This is a genomic window from Saccharibacillus endophyticus, from assembly GCF_013185185.1.
Taxonomy (GTDB): domain Bacteria; phylum Bacillota; class Bacilli; order Paenibacillales; family Paenibacillaceae; genus Saccharibacillus; species Saccharibacillus endophyticus.
The window spans coordinates 800,416-820,011 of the sequence record NZ_JAAZWE010000002.1 but is presented as its reverse complement, the minus strand read 5'-3'; the positions used below and the strand labels follow the sequence as shown (position 1 = coordinate 820,011).

Here is a 19,596-nt window from a genome sequence, read left to right as displayed (position 1 = left end):
AAAAGTTTGAAACCGAGGAGAGAAACGAAGTGAAATCTTTAGCCGTATTTTTCAACGATTTGAAGACGCACTTGAAAAATCCGAAGATCCTGATTCCGATTATTGTCGTGTTGTTTATTCCGGTGCTGTACAGCGGATTGTTCCTCAAAGCTTTTTGGGACCCTTACGGCAAAATGGACGAAATCCCGGTTGCCGTAGTCAATCTGGATCAAGGTGCGCAATATGACGGGACGACCTTGCAAGCGGGGCAGGATCTGGTCGATGAGCTAAAGAAGGACGGATCATTCGATTGGCAGTTCGTTGATGCGGATATGGCTGCCCAAGGCATGGAAGACGAGACGTATTACATGCGAATCACGATCCCTGAGGACTTCTCGCAAAAAGCGACGACTGTACTCGATGAACAACCGCAGACCGCTCAGATCGAATTTTCGCCGAATAAAGGCTATAATTTCCTCGCAGGTCAAATCGGCGAGACGGCGATGAAGGAAATCAAAACAAAAGTATCGGAAAAAGTCACGAAGACATACACCGAGAAGCTGTTCGTCAAGTTGGATACGATCTCCGAAGGATTCGGCGATGCGGGTGAAGGCGCCGGCAAGCTGAAGGACGGAGCCGGAGAACTTGGCGATGGAGCCGGCGCACTCAAAGACGGTGCTGCGCAATTGAAGGACGGCCTGGCGCAAGCGGGCGACGGGGCGGTTCAATTGAAAGACGGCGCAGGCCGTTTGGAAGAAGGAACCCTCAAGCTTCAGAACGGGACCGTAACGATTCAAGAAAACCTGGACAAGCTTGCTGCGGGGGCCGTAACTCTGCAAAACGGGCAAGCCGAACTTGAAAAGGGTGCAGCCCAATTGACGGCGGGAACCGGCTCTCTGCAAACAGGGGCCGGCCGGTTGGCAGACGGTCTGGGCAAGTTGTCGGATGCGCACGGTGCGATCGAGACCGGTTCGACGCAGCTGATGCAGGGAGCGACGCAGCTTCAAGCCGGAATCGGTCAAGCGACCGAAGGCGTAGGCAGCCTTCGGGATGCGTTGAAGCAAAGTGCCGCTGGCAGTACGCAGTTGAAAGAGGGCCTTGTCGCTTCCGGCGCAGCGAGCGCGCAATTGAATGCAGGAGCGCAAGGAGTGGCCGACGGGCTGGAGCAGCTGCTTCAAGCATCGCCGCAATTGGCACAAAGCCCGGATGCGCAGAAGTTGCTGGCTGCGGCGAAGACCGTGGCTGCGGGCAGCAGCGAATTGAGTGCGGGCCAAGCCGAATTAAGCGCAGGAGCCGAGCGGCTTGATGGTGCGCAGCAGCAAATGCTGAGCGGAGCCGAACAGCTTGCCGCCGGAGGCGCGCAGCTTCAAAGCGGTGCGGCCGGGCTGGTTGCCGGGCAGCAAAAGCTTGGCGAAGGTCTGAAGCAGTTCGGCGTTAAGCTGAATGAAGCGGCGACCGGCGGACAGACATTAAGCGCAGGAGCAGGCAAACTCGCTGCGGGTAGCGAACAACTGTATGCCGGGCTGGGTCAAGCCAAAGCCGGAGCAGGCAAATTGGCGTCCGGTGCGGAGCAGCTGAGCGCAGGAGCAGGCAAGCTTGGCAGCGGAGCAGGAGAATTAGCCTCCGGTGCTGCGCAGCTTGGTGCCGGCACGGATGCATTGGCTTCCGGAGCGACGAAGTTGCAAGACGGAGCAGGCAAGCTTGAAGACGGTGCGGGCAAGCTGCAAAAGGGTGCAACCAAGCTTGCTGACGGTTCCGGTGAACTGCAAACCAAGCTGGGCGACGCGGCCGTCGAGACTGCTGAGGTCAACAAAGCCGATGCCAACGCGCAAATGTATGCCGCTCCGGTGGAATTGAACGAAACCGTCTATCACGATGTACCGAACTACGGGACCGGATTCGCGCCGTACTTCTTGTCGTTAGGCCTGTTCGTGGGGGCTTTGATCTCGACGTTGGTTGTTCCGCTTCGAGGCTCTTCCGTCGCGGAGACGACAGGATGGAACCGATTCGTCAGCCGTTTCCTGTCGTTCTTCGGGATGAGTTTGCTGCAATCGGCGCTGGCGATCGTCGTGACCTTGTTCGTATTGAAACTCGAAGTTCAAAGCGTCGCGTTGTTCTGTCTGTTCACATGGGTAACCAGCTTCTCGTTCACCATGATGATTCAGGCGTTCGTCACTTGGTTGGATAATCCGGGGCGGTTCATGATGCTTCTGCTGCTGATCTTCCAACTCACTACCAGCGCAGGCACGTTCCCGCTTGAGCTGATCCCGGATTGGATGAAAGCCTTCAACCCTTGGATGCCGATGACCCATACCGTAATCGGTTATAAAGCCGCGATTTCCACCGGCTTGACCGAACATGTATGGAGTCAGACCCTTCTGATGGCCGCGATCGGCGTCGTCTGCATGATCTTGACGCTGATTTACTTCCTGCGCAACCGCGATGTTCGCAGCCCGGAGACGAGCGTAAAAGCGGCTCCGGTACAAGCACACGCTTAAGCGTTTAGGAAAGCGAGCAAGCATAACGGAAATATCGCTCTATTCGATACGCTCTATATAATGGTAGATAGGCGATTTTGTTAAAACGTGTACGATGGACGGACATCCTCATCTTCGCGTTAAAAGCATCCTTGATTTTAAACATAATCAGTGTTCGAACCCATCGCCGACCCTTTGCAAAAGGGTCGGTTTTTTAGTACAAGTTAGTCCAAACTCGGTAATTGGCTCTGCTTCTGTTGAATCGGAGTCGCCGTAATATCTTGAGTCAATCTCTAACGGAACGAGACAACCCTTAGCGGCCTTTTTTGGGCTTCTGAAAAATCTAACGGAAACAGATGACGCTTAGAATGGAAAAGGCTCTGTTTTTGGCATGAAAAGCGGCAAAATGAACATGTAAGGGACATGCGATCCGTCAAAATCGCAGCAGGGGTTGATTTGGGCTTTTAAAAGACATACAATCCTTTAGCCCAGCCCAGCCCAGCCCAGCCCAGCCCAGCCCAGCCCAGCCCAGCTGTTGAACTTTGCTTTCCAAACTTTTGCCTTTCGTTCTTCAGTCTTCGTTCCTTTGATCTTCGTCCCTTCCTCCCCCAAAAAGAAGGAGCCTCGTTTCGCCGCGCAGCCGGCCGAAACCCCGGAAGCCACAGGTCCGGAGGGAGAGAGCGGTGTAGGAGCGCCAGCGATCGCCTTTGCCTTCGGGAAGCTTCCATCCAAATACAAGCCCGGCTTCCTGAAGGCAACACGCGACCGGAACCGTCCTCCCCCGCAGGCCCGCCCGTGCTTCCCCCGGTTTCCGCCCTGCCGCGCCGACAACAAGGCGCCTTCCCTTTTCTCATCCTTTTGCACATTTTGCATCATTGCTTGGACTAATCGCCAGAAGCGTAGGCAAAGCCTTTTTTTTGTCGTATAATGACTCAAAATCATACCTGTATTTCTCTGTAATCCTTTCGGCAGGTTATCGTCCCGCTTAACGCATCACTGCACTAATGCTTCTCCGTACCAGTAAGTTTGATCAGGCGTATAAAAGATTTGAATTGCACGTCTTGTAAGCCGAATGTTACAATGGGGGAACTAAAAATCCAACTGCGAACCTGCTTTTTTTGCAGGATGTGGAAGACTGCTTTTTGTCCCCTGCGGAGCCTCCGTCGGGTGCGAAAAGGAGTCTGTTCTCTTATATCTATGGCTTTTCAGCAGCGCGCTGCGTGCGAGCGCCTGATCTCTTTGTCGGGATGAATGAATTTCATTATAGAAAGGTTGTTTGATGAAATGACTGGATTGCCTCCGAAACAGGGTCTATACGATCCGCAGTTTGAAAAAGACGCCTGCGGCATGGGCTTTATTGCCAATATCAAAGGAACGCCTGCCCACAATATCGTTCGCGACGCGTTGACGATGCTGGAGAACATGGAACACCGCGGCGGTCAGGGCGCGGAGCCGAACTCCGGCGACGGAGCGGGCATCATGCTGCAAATTCCGCACGACTTTTTCGCGTCCCAAGATCTGGGCTTCGAGCTTCCGGCGGAAGGCGATTACGGGGTCGGCATGTTGTTCCTGTCCGTGGACGACAAGATCCGTGCCCGTCACGAGTATCTGCTGGGCGAGATTATTCAGGCGGAAGGACAGAAATTGCTCGGATTCCGCACCGTACCGACGGACGACAGCACGCTGGGCTTCTCCGCAAAAGCGGCTAAACCTTGCGTTCGCCAAGTATTCATCGGACGCGGCGAAGTGAACGGGACGGACGATTTGGCTTTTGAACGGAAATTGTACGTCATTCGCCGTCTGGCCGAGATGTCGATCCGCTATGCGGAAAGCGAAGGCGCCGAGTCGTTCTACATTCCGAGCTTGTCGAGCCGCAAGATTGTCTACAAAGGCATGCTGACAACCGCGCAGGTGGGATTGTTCTACCCGGATCTGGCGGACGAAAAGTTGGCTTCGGCAATCGCGCTGATCCACTCCCGTTTCAGCACGAACACATTCCCGAGCTGGGATCGCGCCCACCCTTACCGCTTCATGATCCATAACGGCGAGATCAACACGATGCGCGGCAACGTCAATTGGATGCACGCGCGCCAAGCGCTGTTCGAGAGCGAAGTATTCGGTCCCGATCTGGACAAAGTAAAACCGGTCATCAACCCCGACGGCTCCGATACCGCGATGTTCGACAACACGTTCGAATTCCTGTACTTGAGCGGACGCTCGCTGCCGCACGTCGCCATGATGATGGTGCCGGAACCGTGGAGCAAGCACGAGACGATGGACGATACGAAAAAAGCCTTTTACGAATACCACAGCTGTCTGATGGAGCCTTGGGACGGACCAGCCGCGATGGCGTTTACGGACGGCGTGCAAATCGGCGCGATTCTCGACCGCAACGGACTTCGCCCGGCACGCTACTATGTAACCAAAGACGACCGGATCATTCTGTCTTCCGAAGCCGGCGTACTGGATGTCGCGCCTGAAGACATTCTGTACAAAGACCGCCTGCGTCCGGGCCGCATGCTGCTGATCGACACCAAGCAGGGCCGCATCGTGTCCGACGAAGAGGTGAAGGAGCAGATTTCGTCCGAGCAGCCGTACCGCGAATGGCTGAACGAGCATATGATCAATCTCGACGAACTGCCTGACGCGCAGGAGGCACCGGCTCCGAAGCATGAGAACGTGACGCAGCTGCAGCTGTCGTTCGGCTACACCTTCGAGGAACTGCGCAAGACGCTCGAACCGATTGCCTCCACAGGCATCGAAGCGACGGGCTCGATGGGCTACGACGCGCCGATCGCGGTGCTGTCGGACAAGCCGCAGCGCCTGTACAACTACTTCAAGCAAATGTTTGCCCAGGTCACGAACCCGCCGATCGACGCGATCCGCGAAGAAATCGTAACCTCGGCTTCGACCGCAATCGGCGCGGAGCGCAACCTGCTGCTCGCGGAACCGGAAAGCTGTCGCATGATCTCGCTCGATACGCCGGTCCTCTCTAATGAAGACTTCGCGAAAATCCGCCATGTGCACCGTCACCGTCCGGGCTTCCGCGCGATGACGATCCCGATCTTCTTCGAAGCCGCCCGCGGCGCGGAAGGTCTGCGCGACGCGCTGGACGAGATGTGTAAAGCAGCCGACCGCGTTATCGATAAAGGGCATAACATCCTGATCTTGTCCGACAAAGGCGTGGATCGCGAAAACGCGGCGATTCCGGCACTGCTGGCCGTCGCGACGCTGCATCACCATTTGATCCGTCAAGGCACGCGCACTAAAGTGACCATGCTGCTCGAATCGGGCGAACCGCGCGACGTGCATCATTTCGCGCTCCTGCTCGGCTACGGCATCAGCGCCGTGAACCCGTACCTGGCGTTCGAGACGCTGAACGACATGATCTCGCAAGGCATGCTGAGAGGAATCTCGCACGAGAAAGCCGTCAAAAACTTCATTAAAGGCATGACCAAGGGCGTCGTGAAAATCTTGTCCAAAATGGGCATTTCGACGATCCAGTCTTACCGCGGCGCACAGATCTTCGAAGCCGTAGGTCTCAAATCCGACTTCGTGGACCGTTACTTCACTTGGACTCCGACCCGCATCGGCGGCATCGGCCTGGAAGAAGTGGCGTTCGATACGCTGCTTCAGCATAACCGCGCGTTCTCCGACAAAGACGGCATCGACAAAGTGCTGGATTCCGGCGGCGATTACCAATGGCGCAGCGACGGCGAGGAGCATTTGTTCAACCCGCAAACGATTCACCTGCTCCAGCACGCCGTCCGCACGGGCGATTACGAAACGTACAAGAAGTATGCGAGATTGGTCGAAGGCGAGTCGAAAAAGCATCTCACCCTGCGTGCTTTGCTGAACCTCAAGCCTGTCGGCGAACCGGTCCCGCTTGAAGAAGTCGAACCGATCGAGTCGATCATGAAACGCTTCAAAACCGGCGCCATGTCGTTCGGTTCGATCAGCAAGGAAGCGCATGAAGCCTTGGCGATCGGCATGAACCGCATCGGCGGCAAAAGCAACACGGGCGAAGGCGGCGAAGATCCGGCGCGCTTCGTGACGGACGAAAACGGCGATTCCCGCCGCAGCGCGATCAAGCAGGTGGCTTCGGGACGCTTCGGCGTGACCTCGAACTATCTGGTCAATGCCGACGAAATTCAAATCAAGATGGCGCAGGGCGCGAAACCGGGCGAAGGCGGACAGCTGCCGGGCCGCAAAGTGTATCCTTGGGTAGCCGAAGTCCGCGGTTCCACGCCGGGCGTAGGTCTGATCTCGCCGCCGCCGCACCATGATATCTACTCGATCGAAGACTTGGCCGAGCTGATCTATGACTTGAAAAACGCCAATCCGCGCGCGGACATCAACGTGAAACTGGTATCCGAAGTAGGCGTCGGCACGATCGCGGCAGGCGTTGCCAAAGGCCGCGCCGATATCATTCTCGTCAGCGGTTACGACGGCGGCACCGGGGCATCGCCGCAAGGTTCGATCCGTCACGCGGGCATGCCGTGGGAGCTGGGGCTTGCCGAAACGCACCAGACGCTGATCCTGAACAATCTGCGCGACCGCGTCGTATTGGAAACGGACGGCAAAATGCTGTCCGGACGCGATCTGGCGGTAGCCGCACTGCTCGGAGCGGAAGAATACGGCTTCTCGACAGCGCCTCTGGTAGCGGTCGGCTGTATCATGATGCGCGTCTGCCAGTTGGATACATGTCCGGTCGGCGTTGCGACGCAGAACCCGGAACTGCGCAAGAACTTCATGGGCGATCCGGAGCATGTCGTGAACTTCATGAAATTCGTGGCCGAAGATCTGCGCGAACTGATGGCAACCCTCGGCTTCCGTACCATTCAAGAGATGGTCGGGCGCACGGATTGCCTGGATGCCGTAGACGCTTCGCACCATTGGAAAAAGAAAGGCCTGGATCTGACTCCGCTGCTGCATATCCCGCAGCTTCCGGAAGGCAGCTCGCCGTTCCGCACGCAGACGCAAAATCACGGTCTGGAGCACACGCTCGATATGCGCGAACTGCTGACTGCCGCCGCTCCTGCATTGGAGAACGGAGAGAAGGTTGAAGCGAACTTCAAGATCACGAACGTAGACCGCGCGGCGGGTACGATTCTGGGCAGCGAAGTCACTCGCAAATACGGAGCGGACGGACTTCCGGACGATACGATCACGCTGAGATTTACCGGTTCGGCGGGTCAAAGCTTCGGGGCATTCGTGCCGAAAGGCATTACGCTTCAAGTGTCCGGCGATTCCAACGACTATGTGGGCAAAGGTCTTTCCGGCGGCAAAATTATTGTGAAGCCCGATCCGAAATCGACGTTCAAGTCCGAAGAAAACATCATCATCGGCAACACGGCTCTCTACGGCGCAACGGGCGGCGAAGCCTATATCAGCGGGATCGCCGGCGAACGGTTTGCCGTTCGCAACTCGGGTGCCAAGGTTGTCGTCGAAGGCACGGGCGATCACGGTTGCGAGTATATGACCGGCGGACGCGTTGTCGTACTCGGCACAACGGGACGCAACTTCGCGGCAGGGATGTCCGGCGGCGTCGCTTACGTCTATGACGGATCAGGCGACTTCGTGGACCGCTGCAACCTGGAGATGGTGCTGCTTGAGACGATCGAAGACGCGGCGGAAAAAGAAGAAGTCCGCGGCATGATCGAACGTCACGCCGAGCTGACCGATAGCGGCGTAGCGAAGCTGATTCTCGACGGTTGGGAACAGACGTCGGCACGTTTCGTCCGCGTTATTCCGAAAGACTACAAGCGCATGCTGGAGCAGATCGAGAAAGCGGAATCGACAGGTCTGACCGGCGAAGCCGCGCTGCTTGCGGCATTCGAAGCCAATATGCGCGAGCTGGCTCGTACAGGCGGTTAATTACCGGTTTACTTTTCAAGCAATGATTTGACAGCTGCAAGCCTACCCGTTTCTCTCAGAGAAGCGGGTAGGCTTTTTTGATGAAAATAAATAGACGGGGCGCCAAGCTATGTTACATTGTTAACGTAGGGGTTTTTCAAGGATTATCAAAAGGAGGCATGCATATGGAACCCATCAGCGATAAAATTGCTCACGCCAACGACAACGGCGCTACAACCGGAGAACCCGTCGTCCGCTTCACGAACGTCGTCAAAAAAATCGGGCGCAAAACGATCATCGAAGGGCTGACGCTCGACGTTCCGCCGGGACAAGTATTCGGATTCCTCGGACCGAACGGATCGGGCAAAACGACGACGATCCGCATGATGACCGGCTTGATGAAGCTCACCGCGGGCGATATCGCCGTTGGCGGACACAGCATTGCGAGAAATTTCGAGCAGGCGATCACGCAGGTCGGAGCCATCGTCGAAAATCCCGAAATGTACAGTTATCTCAGCGGCTATGCGAATTTGCGGCAGTATGCCCGAATGAGATCCGACGTATCCAAAGAGCGGATCGACGAGGTTGTTCGGTTCATGGGCTTGCAGCAGAGGATTCATGACAAAGTGTCCACCTATTCGCTGGGTATGCGCCAACGATTGGGCGTCGCGCAAGCGATCCTGCATCGGCCCAAGCTGCTGATTCTCGACGAACCGACCAATGGTCTCGATCCGCAGGGCATTCGCGAATTGCGAGACTATCTGCGTGAGCTGACGCGCCGCGAAGGGACAACGGTCTTCGTGTCCAGTCACCTGCTCAGCGAAATGGAACTGATGTGCGATTCGGTCGCGATCATCCAGGCGGGCAAGCTGATCGACGTTCGGCAGTTGAACGCAGAATCAGATGCCGAGACCCTGCTTGAAACGATTTTCGATGTAGAGCAAATAGAGGAAGCGATCGCCTTGCTTGAGGGAGGCGAAATTCGCGAGGGTCGATTGGTCGTGCGAACGAATCGCGAAGGGATTGCCGAAATCAATGCGCGTCTGGTGCAAGCAGGCATCGCGGTATACGGCATTCGTCCGCAGAAGCGTTCGTTGGAAGATCAATTCCTGGAGATGACGGGAGGCGGGCAGATTGTCTAACTTTTTCCGATTGGTGCATAATGAAAATATTAAAATCCATGCCCGGACGCGTACGTGGATCATGCTGGGCATTCTGCTGCTGGCCGCGATTCTGATGCCTGTATTGTTCCACTTTATCAGCGACGGAATCGGCGTATGGAGCTCCATGAACACGATGCTGCAATTCTGGTTCCTGCCGACGGTATTTTCGATCGCCGTCGCGGCGGATTCGGTAGCCGGCGAGTTTTCCCGCGGGACGATCAAGCTGCTGTTGATTCGCCCGTGGAGCCGGATCAAGATCTTGCTCTCCAAGTACGTATCGATATTGTTGTTCGTTTTGACCGTGTACGCCCTGCTTATGTTGGTCAGTCTGGGGATGTCCGCGCTGTTATTCGATACGTCTTCGGGTCCTAGCGATATTTTGGGAGAATTGGCGGGAAGTCTGGCCGATTATTTCTGGTGGGCGTTGTTATACCGTCTGGTCGATACATTGATGTACGTGACGATGGCCTTTATGTTCGCATCGCTGTTCCGCAGCAATTCGCTCTCCGTAGCGCTGACGATCGTATTGATCTTCATGGGCTCTTTGGTCACGCTGCTGGCGAATCCGTCCCAATACGAGATCGGTCGTTATTTGATCTTCGCCAACTTGAATCTCGGTCAGTATCTGGCATCGGACACGGGGAATTATGGCGTTACGACGCTCGGGTTTTCGATCGCCGTCTTGGCTGTCTATTATATAGTGTTCCTTGCGCTGACTTTTTGGGTATTCCGGAAAAGGGACGTTGCATAAAGGGGAGTGTTGGGCATCCGTCATTTGCGCTATAATGAGGAGATCAACAAACCGGCCGGCTTGAACGTCATGAGTCGACCGGACAGGAAGCGAAGGTGGAAGAAAGCGTGCACGCATATGAAAAAGTAACGAAATCGTGGGTATCGCACGGTGAAGCCGACACCGCCGCGCTGGCCGAATATTTTGCGAACTTGGCTAAGCCGGGGACGATCCTTGCGCTCGACGGCGATCTGGGCGCGGGGAAAACGAAGTTTTCGCAAGGTTTTGCCGCCGCGCTGGGAGTCAAGGGTGTCGTGAACAGTCCTACTTTTACGTTAATCAAGGAATATGAAGGGCGTCTGCCCCTCTATCATATGGATGTTTACCGAATTTCGCAGGATGAAGCAGAAGATCTGGGATTGGACGAGTATTTCGAAGGCCGCGGCGTATCGCTGGTCGAATGGGCCTCGATCATTCCCGGTCTGCTGCCGGAAGAACGCCTGAACTTGCGCATCGAGCATACGGGAGGCGAAGGCCGAATCATTCATTGCGAAGGCGTCGGTACTCCTTATGCGCAGTGGATAGCAGCGCTGCCTGAGTCAGCACTAATGATGACTCAACCAGGCGCAGGGCAAGGAGAATCGAAGAAGGATGGGGAATTAGAAGATGGAAAAGCATAACCGGCCGCAGGGTCGGATTCTCGCGTTGGACACGTCCAGCGCCGCGCAAGCCGTGGCGGTGCTGGACGGGGCCGACGTATTGGTCGAAAGCAATAATCTGGCGGAGCGCAACCATTCGGTCAATCTGCTGCCGGAGATCGAGCGTGTCCTGCATGAATCGGGGACAAACAAACGCGAGCTGAACGGAATCGCGGTCGGCGTGGGACCGGGATCTTACACAGGCGTGCGCATTGCCGTAACGACGGCGAAAACCTTGGCTTGGGCGTTAAAGCTGCCTGTAGCAGCCGTATCCAGCCTGGAAGCGCAAGCCGCTTCGGGATTCGAGACTGCGGTTCTTCGTGGACGGACCTGGATCATCCCGCTTGTCGACGCCAGACGCGGACAGGCTTATACCGCGTTATTCGAAGCGAACGTACCGGGAGAAAAAGAATCGGTTTCCGATGCGTCATTAAGCGATTTTTCCCTGCATCGTCTGGCAGAGGATGCCATTTTGCTTACCGGCGAGTGGACGGCGAAGCTTGCCGAACGATTCAAGGCGCTTGCTCCGTCCGAGCGACCCGATCATATCCTGTTTACCGGAGAGACGGTCAAGCATGCGGAGACCGTACTTGCGATTGCCGAGTTGACCGGATTATCTTCGGAGCAAGTACGCTTGCAGGATTGCGTAACCGAAGCGCGTTGGATCGGTCGCATCGGACAACGCAAGCTTGCCGCAGGCGATACGGCCGAAGCGCATTCGCTGCTGCCGAACTACACGCAGGTCACCGAAGCGGAAGCGAATCTGCTTCGTAACCCGCAATAATTTTATCCATAAAAGGGGGCCGCATTTTATGCAGCATCGAGAAACTGAATCGGCAGAGCCTTCGGGCGAGCCGTTTGTAACTTTTCGCGCCATGCGGCTCGAAGATATTCAGGATGTCATGATTATCGAACATGAGTCTTTTTCGCTGCCGTGGACGGAGCAAGCCTTCCGCAGCGAGCTGACCATGAACCATTTTGCCCGTTATCTGATGATGGAAGTCGACGGGGTTCCGGCCGGCTACGCAGGAATGTGGACGGTCGTCGACGAGGCGCATATTACCAATATTGCGGTGCGCACCGCGTATCGCGGACGCAAGCTGGGCGAACAGCTGCTGAGTGCGCTGCTCAACGTAGCGGCAGCGCAGGGGCTGGAACGCGCGACGCTCGAAGTCCGGGTGAGCAATGAAATAGCCCGCAATTTATATGCTAAAATGGGATTCCGGGAGATCGGAATCCGCAAAGGGTACTATTCCGACAACAACGAGGATGCCGTGATCATGTGGATCGATTTTCAAGATCATCCGCAAACGGCCGGAAATACGGAAGGAAGCGTGTAACAGGCATGAATAACGCATCAACTGAACAAGAACAGCACGTACCGGGCAAAGACGTGCATATTCTGGCGGTAGAGACCAGCTGCGACGAGACTTCGGTCGCCATCGTCAAGAACGGCCGCGAGGTGCTGGTCAATCTCGTGGCAAGCCAGATCGAAACGCATAAAGCTTTTGGCGGAGTCGTGCCGGAAGTCGCGTCAAGACAACATGTCGAGTGCATCACGCTGCTGTTGGAACAAGCGATTGCCGAGTCCGGTCTTCAGCCGGATGATTTGGACGCGATTGCGGTGACCGAAGGTCCGGGGCTGGTCGGCGCGCTGCTGGTCGGCATTATGGCAGCGAAAGCTTTTGCTTTTGCGCTGGACAAGCCTCTGATCGGCACCCATCATATTGCCGGACATATTTACGCCAACCGACTGATCGAAGACGTGCAATACCCGGCAATCGCGCTGGTCGTTTCCGGCGGACATACGGAGATCGTGCGGATGGAGAGCGAAGGACGCTTTGAAGTCATGGGGCAGACGCGCGATGATGCGGTCGGCGAAGCTTACGATAAAGTGGCTCGTGCATTGGGGTTCCCGTATCCGGGCGGCCCTCATGTCGACAAAGCGGCACAAGCTTCCGAGTCCGCGGTACCGCTGCCGCGCGTATGGTTGGAAGAAGGTTCCTATGATTTCAGTCTGAGCGGCTTGAAGTCGGCCGTGCTGAATCTGGTCAACCAGAGCCGGATGAAAGGCGAAGAAGTCGACAAAGGCGGTATCGCCCGAGGCTTCCAGGAGTCGGTAGTCGAAGTGTTGGTCGCAAAAGCGATTCGTGCCGTGCATGAGTTCGGCGCGAAGCAGCTGCTGCTGTGCGGCGGCGTTGCGGCGAACGGCGGTTTGCGGAGCGCCTTGACGGCACGCTGTGCGGCAGAAAGCATCCCGCTGCTGATCCCTCCTATGAAATATTGCACGGACAATGCGGCGATGATCGGAGCGGCGGCTTATATCAAATGGATACGCGGCGAAGTCAGCGATTTGTATATCAAGGGAGAGCCGGGCATGTCGCTGGAAGGCTGGTCGGTCGAAGCCGCGGCCGCGCCTTAACCGGGCACGCATTATGCGAAGCATCAACGTTAAGCATCCTTACGAACGCGATTCGCGTTTGTCGGGATGCTTTTTTGTTGAAGAAATCCGTCAGCGAATTGTAAAAAAGAATCTTGAATCCGATAAAGACTTTTACGCACAGTTTACCTCCGCTTGTCAATCCCTGAATAAACTTATCCACATATCCCCTTCAATTTGTGGAAAAGCACCTCGAATGCCCGTCAAATAACGTCTCGATTTTGTCTGCAAAAGGGGATATGTTTTTCAAATCACAAACTTAAAATCTGTGGATAATGTGGATAAAAAAGTGGATAAAATTGGTTTGGAGTTAAAAAAGGCCGCGAGAAAACAAAAAAACCGACCAAAATGGCCGGTAAGCTAGCGAGTCAACTCTGTTTTCTGTGGATAAGACGGTGGATAACAGGGATAGACGAAAAAGTCTCTTGACAAAAAAATTATTCTGCCGCTAAGGCTTCCCATTCATCGAAAGCGGCGGCAAGCTGCGTTTTGTTGGTATCGATCGCCGACTGACGTTCTTGAATCGCCATGTAGTCTTCGTAAATTTCCGGAAGTGTCAACTCCAGTTCAAGTGCCGCTATGGCGCTCTCAAGCTCCACGATCAGTACTTCCAACTGCTCCAGGCGACGCTGACGGTTTCGCTCTTCGCGCTTGGCCTGTTTGCTTTCCTCGAACGAAGCTTGCGTATTGTTCGCTTCCTGCGCGACATCGTTGGCCGCCGCCGAAGCCGAGCTGAACGTAGAAGGCTTTGGTCGATTGCCGCTCAGCACGGCCGCTTCGCGCGCAATCTCTTCCAGCTCCTGCTTCTTCTCTACATAATCGTCATAGTTGCCCAGATAAGCGTCAATGCCGTTCGGGCTTAATTCGATCACGCGCTCTGCCATTTTGTTCAGGAAGTAACGGTCGTGGGAAATAAACAGCAGCGTGCCGTCAAAATCCATTAACGCCGATTCCAGCACTTCTTTACTGTACAAATCCAAGTGGTTGGTCGGCTCGTCGAGCACCAGCGTATTGGCTTCGAGCAGCATGAGCTTGGAGAGCAGCACGCGTGCTTTTTCCCCGCCGCTGAGTGCCGAGATTCGTTTCAATACGTCTTCGCCGCTGAACAGGAAGCTGCCCAGCACAGTACGGATACGGGCTTCTTCCATATGCGGATAAGTGCCCCATAGTTCTTCTAATACCGTATTTTGCGGATTCAACGTATCCTGGTCCTGGTCGTAGTAGCCGATCTGGATTTTGGCTCCCCAGGTGATACGGCCTTCGTCCGGTTGGCGTTTGCCGATCAGCGTCTTGAGCAGCGTGGACTTGCCGACGCCGTTCGGGCCGATCAACGCGACCGTCTCGCCGCGGCTCAGCGCGAACGAAGCGTTGCGGAACAGTTTGTCTTTGCCGTCGTAGGAAGCGGACAGGCCATCGACGTGCAGCACGTCTTTGCCTGAAGAGTATGCGGCCTGGAACGAGAAGTTGGCCCGCTTCAGATCGCCGGCCGGACGGTCGAGGCGTTCCATTTTTTCCAGCGCTTTGCGCCGGCTCTGCGCACGCTTGGTAGTCGAAGCCCGGACGATATTTTGCTGGACGAACGCTTCCATTTTCGCGATCTCGCCTTGCTGCTTTTCGTACTGCTTGAGATCGGCTTCGTACTCGGCAGCTTTGACCTCCGTATAGCGGCTGTAGTTGCCTGTATAACGGCGTGCGCGGTGACGTTCGATCTCCACGATCGCCGTGACCGTTTTGTCCAGGAAGTAGCGGTCGTGGGAAACGATCAACAGGCCGCCTTCGTAACTGCGCAAATAGTCTTCCAGCCAGGTCAGCGTCTCGATGTCCAAATGGTTGGTCGGTTCGTCGAGCATGAGCAGGTCGGGACCTTGCAGCAGCATTTTCGCCAAAGCCAACCGGGTGCGCTGACCGCCGCTCAGCGTCGATACGATCGTGGCCGGATCGAATTCGCCGAAGCCCATCCCGTGCAGCACGCTGCGGATTTTGGTGCCGATCTCGTAACCGCCGCGGTCGCGGAACCAGTCGGAGCGCATCGCGTAGCGGTTGAGCAGATCTTGGTACGCTTTGTCCTGCTCGGAATGGGAGGAACCTTCGGTGATCTCCAGTTCCATCTCGCGGATTTCTTTTTCGGCATCGAGCAGGTCGGCGAACACGTCCAGCATTTCTTCCTGGATGGTTCGATCCGACTGCAATCCGCTGTTTTGGGCCAGGTAGCCGAGCGTCGTTTCTTTGTTTTTGAAAATCTGGCCTTCGTCGTGCGACATTTCGCCGGCCAAAATTTTGAGCAGCGTCGATTTGCCTGCGCCGTTTACGCCGACCAGGCCGATGCGTTCGCGTTCGAGCACTTGAAACGTAATGCCTTCCAGGATGCTCTGAACGCCATATCTTTTCGTGATTCCCGTAGCTTGCAGTAGCATGATTCCGTATCCTCCATCGCTTCTCGCGGGTCTTTTATTTTTTTATTTTACATTAATAGCGTCGAAAAACCAAAAGGAAGAAGGACATTTAACGAGAAAAAGCCACCTATGGCCTATGAGTGCTTCGTCAGCGGTGGTTATTTGCGCAAAACAATGATAAACTTGAGCATGTGAGAACAAAAAAGAGAACAGAAGAGAATTCGGGAGGCGAGCGGCATCGAACCTGTAGCGGATAAGGCGGAGCTTCGGAGCCGAATGGAGCGAATCAGGGAGGAAGTGCCGCAATCGCTGCGTCCGTTATACTCGGCTGCCGTGTGCGAATTGGCTGCAAGCCGGCTGGATACGCTGCGCGAACGCAAAGGGAAACCGTTGGTCGTGCTCGGCTATCTGTCTTTTCGCAGCGAGCTGGACGTGCGTCCGCTGCTGGCCGAGTGCCGACGGCGCGGCGATATCGTTCTGGCGCCGCGGATCGAAAAAGGAACCCGCCGCATGCGGCTGCTGGAAATGAGCGATGCTGCGGACGAAGTGCCGGGGAGTTGGGGCATTCCCGAGCCGAAAGCGGAATTGCCGGAGTGGCCGGAAGAGCGGCTTGGCGAACTCGACGCAGTGCTCGTACCGGGACTGGCCTTCGATCTTAAAGGAGGACGGATCGGTTACGGGGGCGGCTTCTATGATCGTCTGGCCGAGCGTTTCCTCGTTGCCGGAGCCGCACCCGCATATTGGGCATTGGCCTTCGACGAGCAGATCGTGGCGGAAGTGCCGATGGAGCCGCACGACTTTCGACTGGAACTTCTGATCGTGCCGGCCGGTATGACGAGTACGACAGGCAATGCCTGAATATCCGATGATCGGCCTTGCGGAGCCATATAGATTTAGAGATGAACGCGTCCTTGCGTGATACGCCGGGAGCAAGAAGAGCGATGGATGAGAAGAGGTGACCTCATGCTGTGGAAAGTGGCAATCTTGACGGCCAGCGATAAGGGAGCACGAGGCGAGCGGGAGGATACGAGCGCGCAGGTGATCCGGGAGCTGGTGGAAGAAGAAGTGGGCGGGGAGATTATCGAATACCGGATCGTACCCGACGAACTGGATGAGATTATGGCTGCATTGATCGAAATGACCGATTATTTTCAAGCGGATCTGGTCCTCACGACCGGAGGCACGGAGCTGGCTAACCGCGACGTGACGCCGGAAGCGACCAAGCGCGTCATCGAGCGTGAAGTACCGGGGATGGCTGAGGCCATGCGCATGAGCGTCATGCAAAAAAATCGGGCGGCGATGCTGTTCCGCGGCATATGCGGAATTCGCGGACGTTCGCTGATCGTGAACCTGCCGGGAACGCCGAAAGGCGTGCATGAGAACTTTGCGGCGATCATGGATCAACTGCCGGAAGCTCTGTTGATGGTTACGGGCCAATATCGGCAGTAGAAGATTCGAGTACCGATTCCTTGGGGAATAGGTTGCTGGGGTCTTTAAAGAAGCGCCGAACAAGAAGGACGACCCTGGGCATTCAAGGGAGTCTTTTTTTGTGCGGGGGGACTTGAAATTTTGCGCGGAGACTAGTAATATAAAACTTGGCTGTTAGCACTATACGTTGTCGAGTGCTAACAATGAAGCTATACCGCTTTTCTCAATTAACCTTTCAAGGAGGCTATTTTTCATGATTAAACCGTTGGGTGAACGCGTACTCGTAGAACCGATCCAGCAGGAGGAAACGACTTCGTTCGGCATCGTGCTTCCGGATGCTTCGAAAGAGAAGCCGCAAGAAGGCAAGGTTATCGCCGTGGGCAGCGGCATTCTGAAAGACGGCGTGCGCACTCCGCTCGAAGTCCAAGAAGGCGACCGCGTCCTGTTCTCCAAATATGCCGGTACCGAAGTGAAGTACGAAGGTAAAGAATACCTGATTATGAAAGAAAGCGACATTCACGCCATCTTGGCTTAAGTGTCATCCTTACACATAAGCGTTTCGGCAAGACTCGGATCAAGCAAGACAAGTTGCTCCATCATCCATAATTTCAGGGAGGTTATTCGATAATGGCTAAAGATATTCTGTTCGGAGAAGAAGCCCGTCGTTCGATGCTTCGCGGCGTGGACGCATTGGCAAACGCGGTAAAAGTAACGCTCGGTCCAAAAGGACGCAACGTGGTGCTGGAGAAAAAATTCGGCAGCCCGCTGATCACGAACGACGGCGTTACGATCGCGAAAGAAATCGAACTGGAAGACGCTTTCGAAAACATGGGCGCTCAACTGGTTAAAGAAGTCGCGACCAAAACAAACGACGTAGCCGGCGACGGTACGACTACGGCGACCGTTCTGGCTCAAGCGATGATTCGCGAAGGCCTGAAAAACGTAACGGCAGGCGCCAACCCTATGGTTATTCGCAAAGGGATCGACAAAGCGGTAAAAGCGGCCGTAGCCGAACTGCAAAACATCGCGAAGCCGATCGAAGGCAAACAATCGATCGCTCAAGTCGCGGCAATCTCCGCAGCTGACGAAGAAGTCGGCGAACTGATCGCGGAAGCCATGGAAAAAGTGGGCAAAGACGGCGTTATCACCGTTGAAGAATCCCGCGGATTCGCTACGGAGCTGGAAGTCGTGGAAGGCATGCAATTCGACCGCGGCTACATTTCCCCTTACATGATCACGGACACGGACAAGATGGAAGCGGTTCTGGAGAACCCGTACATCCTGATCACCGATAAAAAAATCAGCACGACTCAGGACATCCTGCCGCTGCTGGAGAAAATCGTGCAGCAAGGCCGCGCCCTCGTCATCATCGCCGAAGACGTGGAAGGCGAAGCTCTGCCGATGCTGGTTCTGAACAAACTGCGCGGCACGTTCAACGCGGTTGCGGTCAAAGCTCCTGGCTTCGGCGACCGTCGCGAAGCGATGCTGCAAGATATCGCGGCTCTGACAGGCGGTCAAGTGATCACCGAGAAGCTCGGCCTGGAACTGAAAGCGGCGACGCTGGATCAACTGGGTACGGCTCGTCAAGTACGCGTAACGAAAGAAAACACGACGCTCGTGGACGGCGCCGGCGACAAGTCCGACATCGATGCTCGCGTGAACCAAATCCGTTCGCAGCTGGAAGAAACCACTTCCGAGTTCGACAAAGAAAAACTGCAAGAGCGTCTGGCTAAACTGGCCGGCGGCGTAGCGGTTGTCAAAGTCGGCGCGGCGACGGAAACGGAACTGAAAGAACGCAAACTGCGTATCGAAGACGCACTGAACGCGACTCGCGCAGCCGTTGAAGAAGGTATCGTATCCGGCGGCGGTACGGCTCTGGTTAACGTATACAAAGCCGTAGCGGCTCTGACGGTAACCGGCGACGAGAAAACGGGCGTGAACATCGTTCTGCGCGCTCTGGAAGAGCCGATCCGCACGATCGCGGCTAACGCCGGCGAAGAAGGTTCCGTTATCGTGGACCGTCTGAAAAAAGAAGAAGTCGGCATCGGCTACAACGCCGCAACCGGCGAATGGGTCAACATGTTCGAAGCGGGTATCGTAGACCCTGCGAAAGTAACGCGTTCCGCTCTGCAAAACGCGGCTTCCGTAGCGGCTATGTTCCTGACGACCGAATCCGTAATCGCGGACAAACCGGAACCTGCCGGCGCTGCTGCTCCTGATATGGGCGGCATGGGCGGTATGGGCGGCATGATGTAATAAATTTCCAATACCGAGCGTCAAACTCTGATCATCAGGGTTTGGCGCTTTTTTTTGCTATCTGAGTCTCTTTAATGAAATAAAGGGTAATAGCATTAGAGAGCACATTTTAGCAACGACCCACGACCCACGACCCATTAGCTTGACCAAGCTAAATTAAGGTTGGTCAAGCTACT

Annotated in this window: 13 protein-coding genes; 12 read left to right on the top strand and 1 reads right to left on the bottom strand. The window is 55.5% G+C overall.

The genetic code is table 11. From position 1 onward, the window contains the following. Nucleotides 1-29 precede the first annotated feature (29 nt). The 8 genes from HRQ63_RS09540 (at nucleotide 30) to tsaD (ending at nucleotide 13,325) form a co-directional block, all read left to right on the top strand. On the top strand, nucleotides 30-2,477 hold the full coding sequence (locus HRQ63_RS09540) for a YhgE/Pip domain-containing protein (RefSeq protein ID WP_172242405.1): 2,448 nt from the start codon (nucleotides 30-32) through the stop codon (nucleotides 2,475-2,477). A gap of 1,263 nt (nucleotides 2,478-3,740) precedes the next feature. Next, nucleotides 3,741-8,333: a glutamate synthase large subunit gene (gene gltB, locus HRQ63_RS09535; RefSeq protein ID WP_172242402.1), complete on the top strand. Its 4,593-nt coding sequence runs from the start codon at nucleotides 3,741-3,743 to the stop codon at nucleotides 8,331-8,333. Nucleotides 8,334-8,497: 164 nt separating this feature from the next. Next, complete coding sequence (locus tag HRQ63_RS09530; protein WP_172242399.1) at nucleotides 8,498-9,454, top strand: ABC transporter ATP-binding protein; 957 nt, start codon at nucleotides 8,498-8,500, stop codon at nucleotides 9,452-9,454. Next, the gene (locus tag HRQ63_RS09525; protein WP_172242396.1) at nucleotides 9,447-10,226 is read left to right on the top strand and encodes an ABC transporter permease; all 780 of its coding nucleotides are present in this window, start codon (nucleotides 9,447-9,449) and stop codon (nucleotides 10,224-10,226) included. The genes HRQ63_RS09530 and HRQ63_RS09525 overlap by 8 nt, the downstream gene beginning before the upstream one ends. A 107-nt stretch (nucleotides 10,227-10,333) precedes the next feature. Beyond that, on the top strand, nucleotides 10,334-10,885 hold the full coding sequence (tsaE, locus tag HRQ63_RS09520) for a tRNA (adenosine(37)-N6)-threonylcarbamoyltransferase complex ATPase subunit type 1 TsaE (RefSeq protein ID WP_172242393.1): 552 nt from the start codon (nucleotides 10,334-10,336) through the stop codon (nucleotides 10,883-10,885). Then, a complete protein-coding gene (gene tsaB, locus HRQ63_RS09515) occupies nucleotides 10,872-11,687 on the top strand; it encodes a tRNA (adenosine(37)-N6)-threonylcarbamoyltransferase complex dimerization subunit type 1 TsaB (RefSeq protein WP_172242390.1) in 816 nt (271 codons plus the stop codon). The genes tsaE and tsaB overlap by 14 nt, the downstream gene beginning before the upstream one ends. A 28-nt stretch (nucleotides 11,688-11,715) precedes the next feature. After that, complete coding sequence (gene rimI, locus HRQ63_RS09510) at nucleotides 11,716-12,243, top strand: ribosomal protein S18-alanine N-acetyltransferase (RefSeq protein WP_172242387.1); 528 nt, start codon at nucleotides 11,716-11,718, stop codon at nucleotides 12,241-12,243. Nucleotides 12,244-12,248: 5 nt separating this feature from the next. Further along, nucleotides 12,249-13,325, top strand: a complete 1,077-nt coding sequence (gene tsaD / locus HRQ63_RS09505; protein ID WP_172242384.1) for a tRNA (adenosine(37)-N6)-threonylcarbamoyltransferase complex transferase subunit TsaD — start codon at nucleotides 12,249-12,251, stop codon at nucleotides 13,323-13,325. Nucleotides 13,326-13,780: 455 nt separating this feature from the next. On the opposite strand, the gene HRQ63_RS09500 is transcribed toward tsaD, so the two are convergent. Then, nucleotides 13,781-15,757 (bottom strand): ABC-F family ATP-binding cassette domain-containing protein, encoded by a 1,977-nt coding sequence (locus HRQ63_RS09500; protein ID WP_172242381.1) that lies wholly within the window; start codon nucleotides 15,755-15,757, stop codon nucleotides 13,781-13,783. Nucleotides 15,758-15,955: 198 nt separating this feature from the next. Here HRQ63_RS09500 and HRQ63_RS09495 point away from each other — a divergent pair, with 198 nt between their 5' ends. From HRQ63_RS09495 to groL, 4 genes are all read left to right on the top strand, one after another. Then, the gene (locus HRQ63_RS09495; RefSeq protein WP_308809918.1) at nucleotides 15,956-16,594 is read left to right on the top strand and encodes a 5-formyltetrahydrofolate cyclo-ligase; all 639 of its coding nucleotides are present in this window, start codon (nucleotides 15,956-15,958) and stop codon (nucleotides 16,592-16,594) included. A 105-nt stretch (nucleotides 16,595-16,699) separates the two neighbouring features. Then, nucleotides 16,700-17,185, top strand: a complete 486-nt coding sequence (locus HRQ63_RS09490) for a MogA/MoaB family molybdenum cofactor biosynthesis protein (protein ID WP_037283611.1) — start codon at nucleotides 16,700-16,702, stop codon at nucleotides 17,183-17,185. 232 nt (nucleotides 17,186-17,417) lie between these two features. Beyond that, complete coding sequence (gene groES, locus HRQ63_RS09485) at nucleotides 17,418-17,699, top strand: co-chaperone GroES (protein ID WP_037283609.1); 282 nt, start codon at nucleotides 17,418-17,420, stop codon at nucleotides 17,697-17,699. Between the two features lie 92 nt (nucleotides 17,700-17,791). Further along, on the top strand, nucleotides 17,792-19,420 hold the full coding sequence (gene groL, locus HRQ63_RS09480; RefSeq protein ID WP_172242376.1) for a chaperonin GroEL: 1,629 nt from the start codon (nucleotides 17,792-17,794) through the stop codon (nucleotides 19,418-19,420). Nucleotides 19,421-19,596 lie beyond the last annotated feature (176 nt).

Coding starts and splice junctions, on each gene's coding strand:
- gltB (WP_172242402.1), top strand. CDS start 3,741: ATGACTGGATTGCCTCCGAAACAGGGTCTATACGATCCGCAGTTTGAA.
- HRQ63_RS09530 (WP_172242399.1), top strand. CDS start 8,498: ATGGAACCCATCAGCGATAAAATTGCTCACGCCAACGACAACGGCGCT.
- tsaB (WP_172242390.1), top strand. CDS start 10,872: ATGGAAAAGCATAACCGGCCGCAGGGTCGGATTCTCGCGTTGGACACG.
- rimI (WP_172242387.1), top strand. CDS start 11,716: ATGCAGCATCGAGAAACTGAATCGGCAGAGCCTTCGGGCGAGCCGTTT.
- tsaD (WP_172242384.1), top strand. CDS start 12,249: ATGAATAACGCATCAACTGAACAAGAACAGCACGTACCGGGCAAAGAC.
- HRQ63_RS09500 (WP_172242381.1), bottom strand. CDS start 15,757: ATGCTACTGCAAGCTACGGGAATCACGAAAAGATATGGCGTTCAGAGC.
- HRQ63_RS09490 (WP_037283611.1), top strand. CDS start 16,700: ATGCTGTGGAAAGTGGCAATCTTGACGGCCAGCGATAAGGGAGCACGA.
- groES (WP_037283609.1), top strand. CDS start 17,418: ATGATTAAACCGTTGGGTGAACGCGTACTCGTAGAACCGATCCAGCAG.
- groL (WP_172242376.1), top strand. CDS start 17,792: ATGGCTAAAGATATTCTGTTCGGAGAAGAAGCCCGTCGTTCGATGCTT.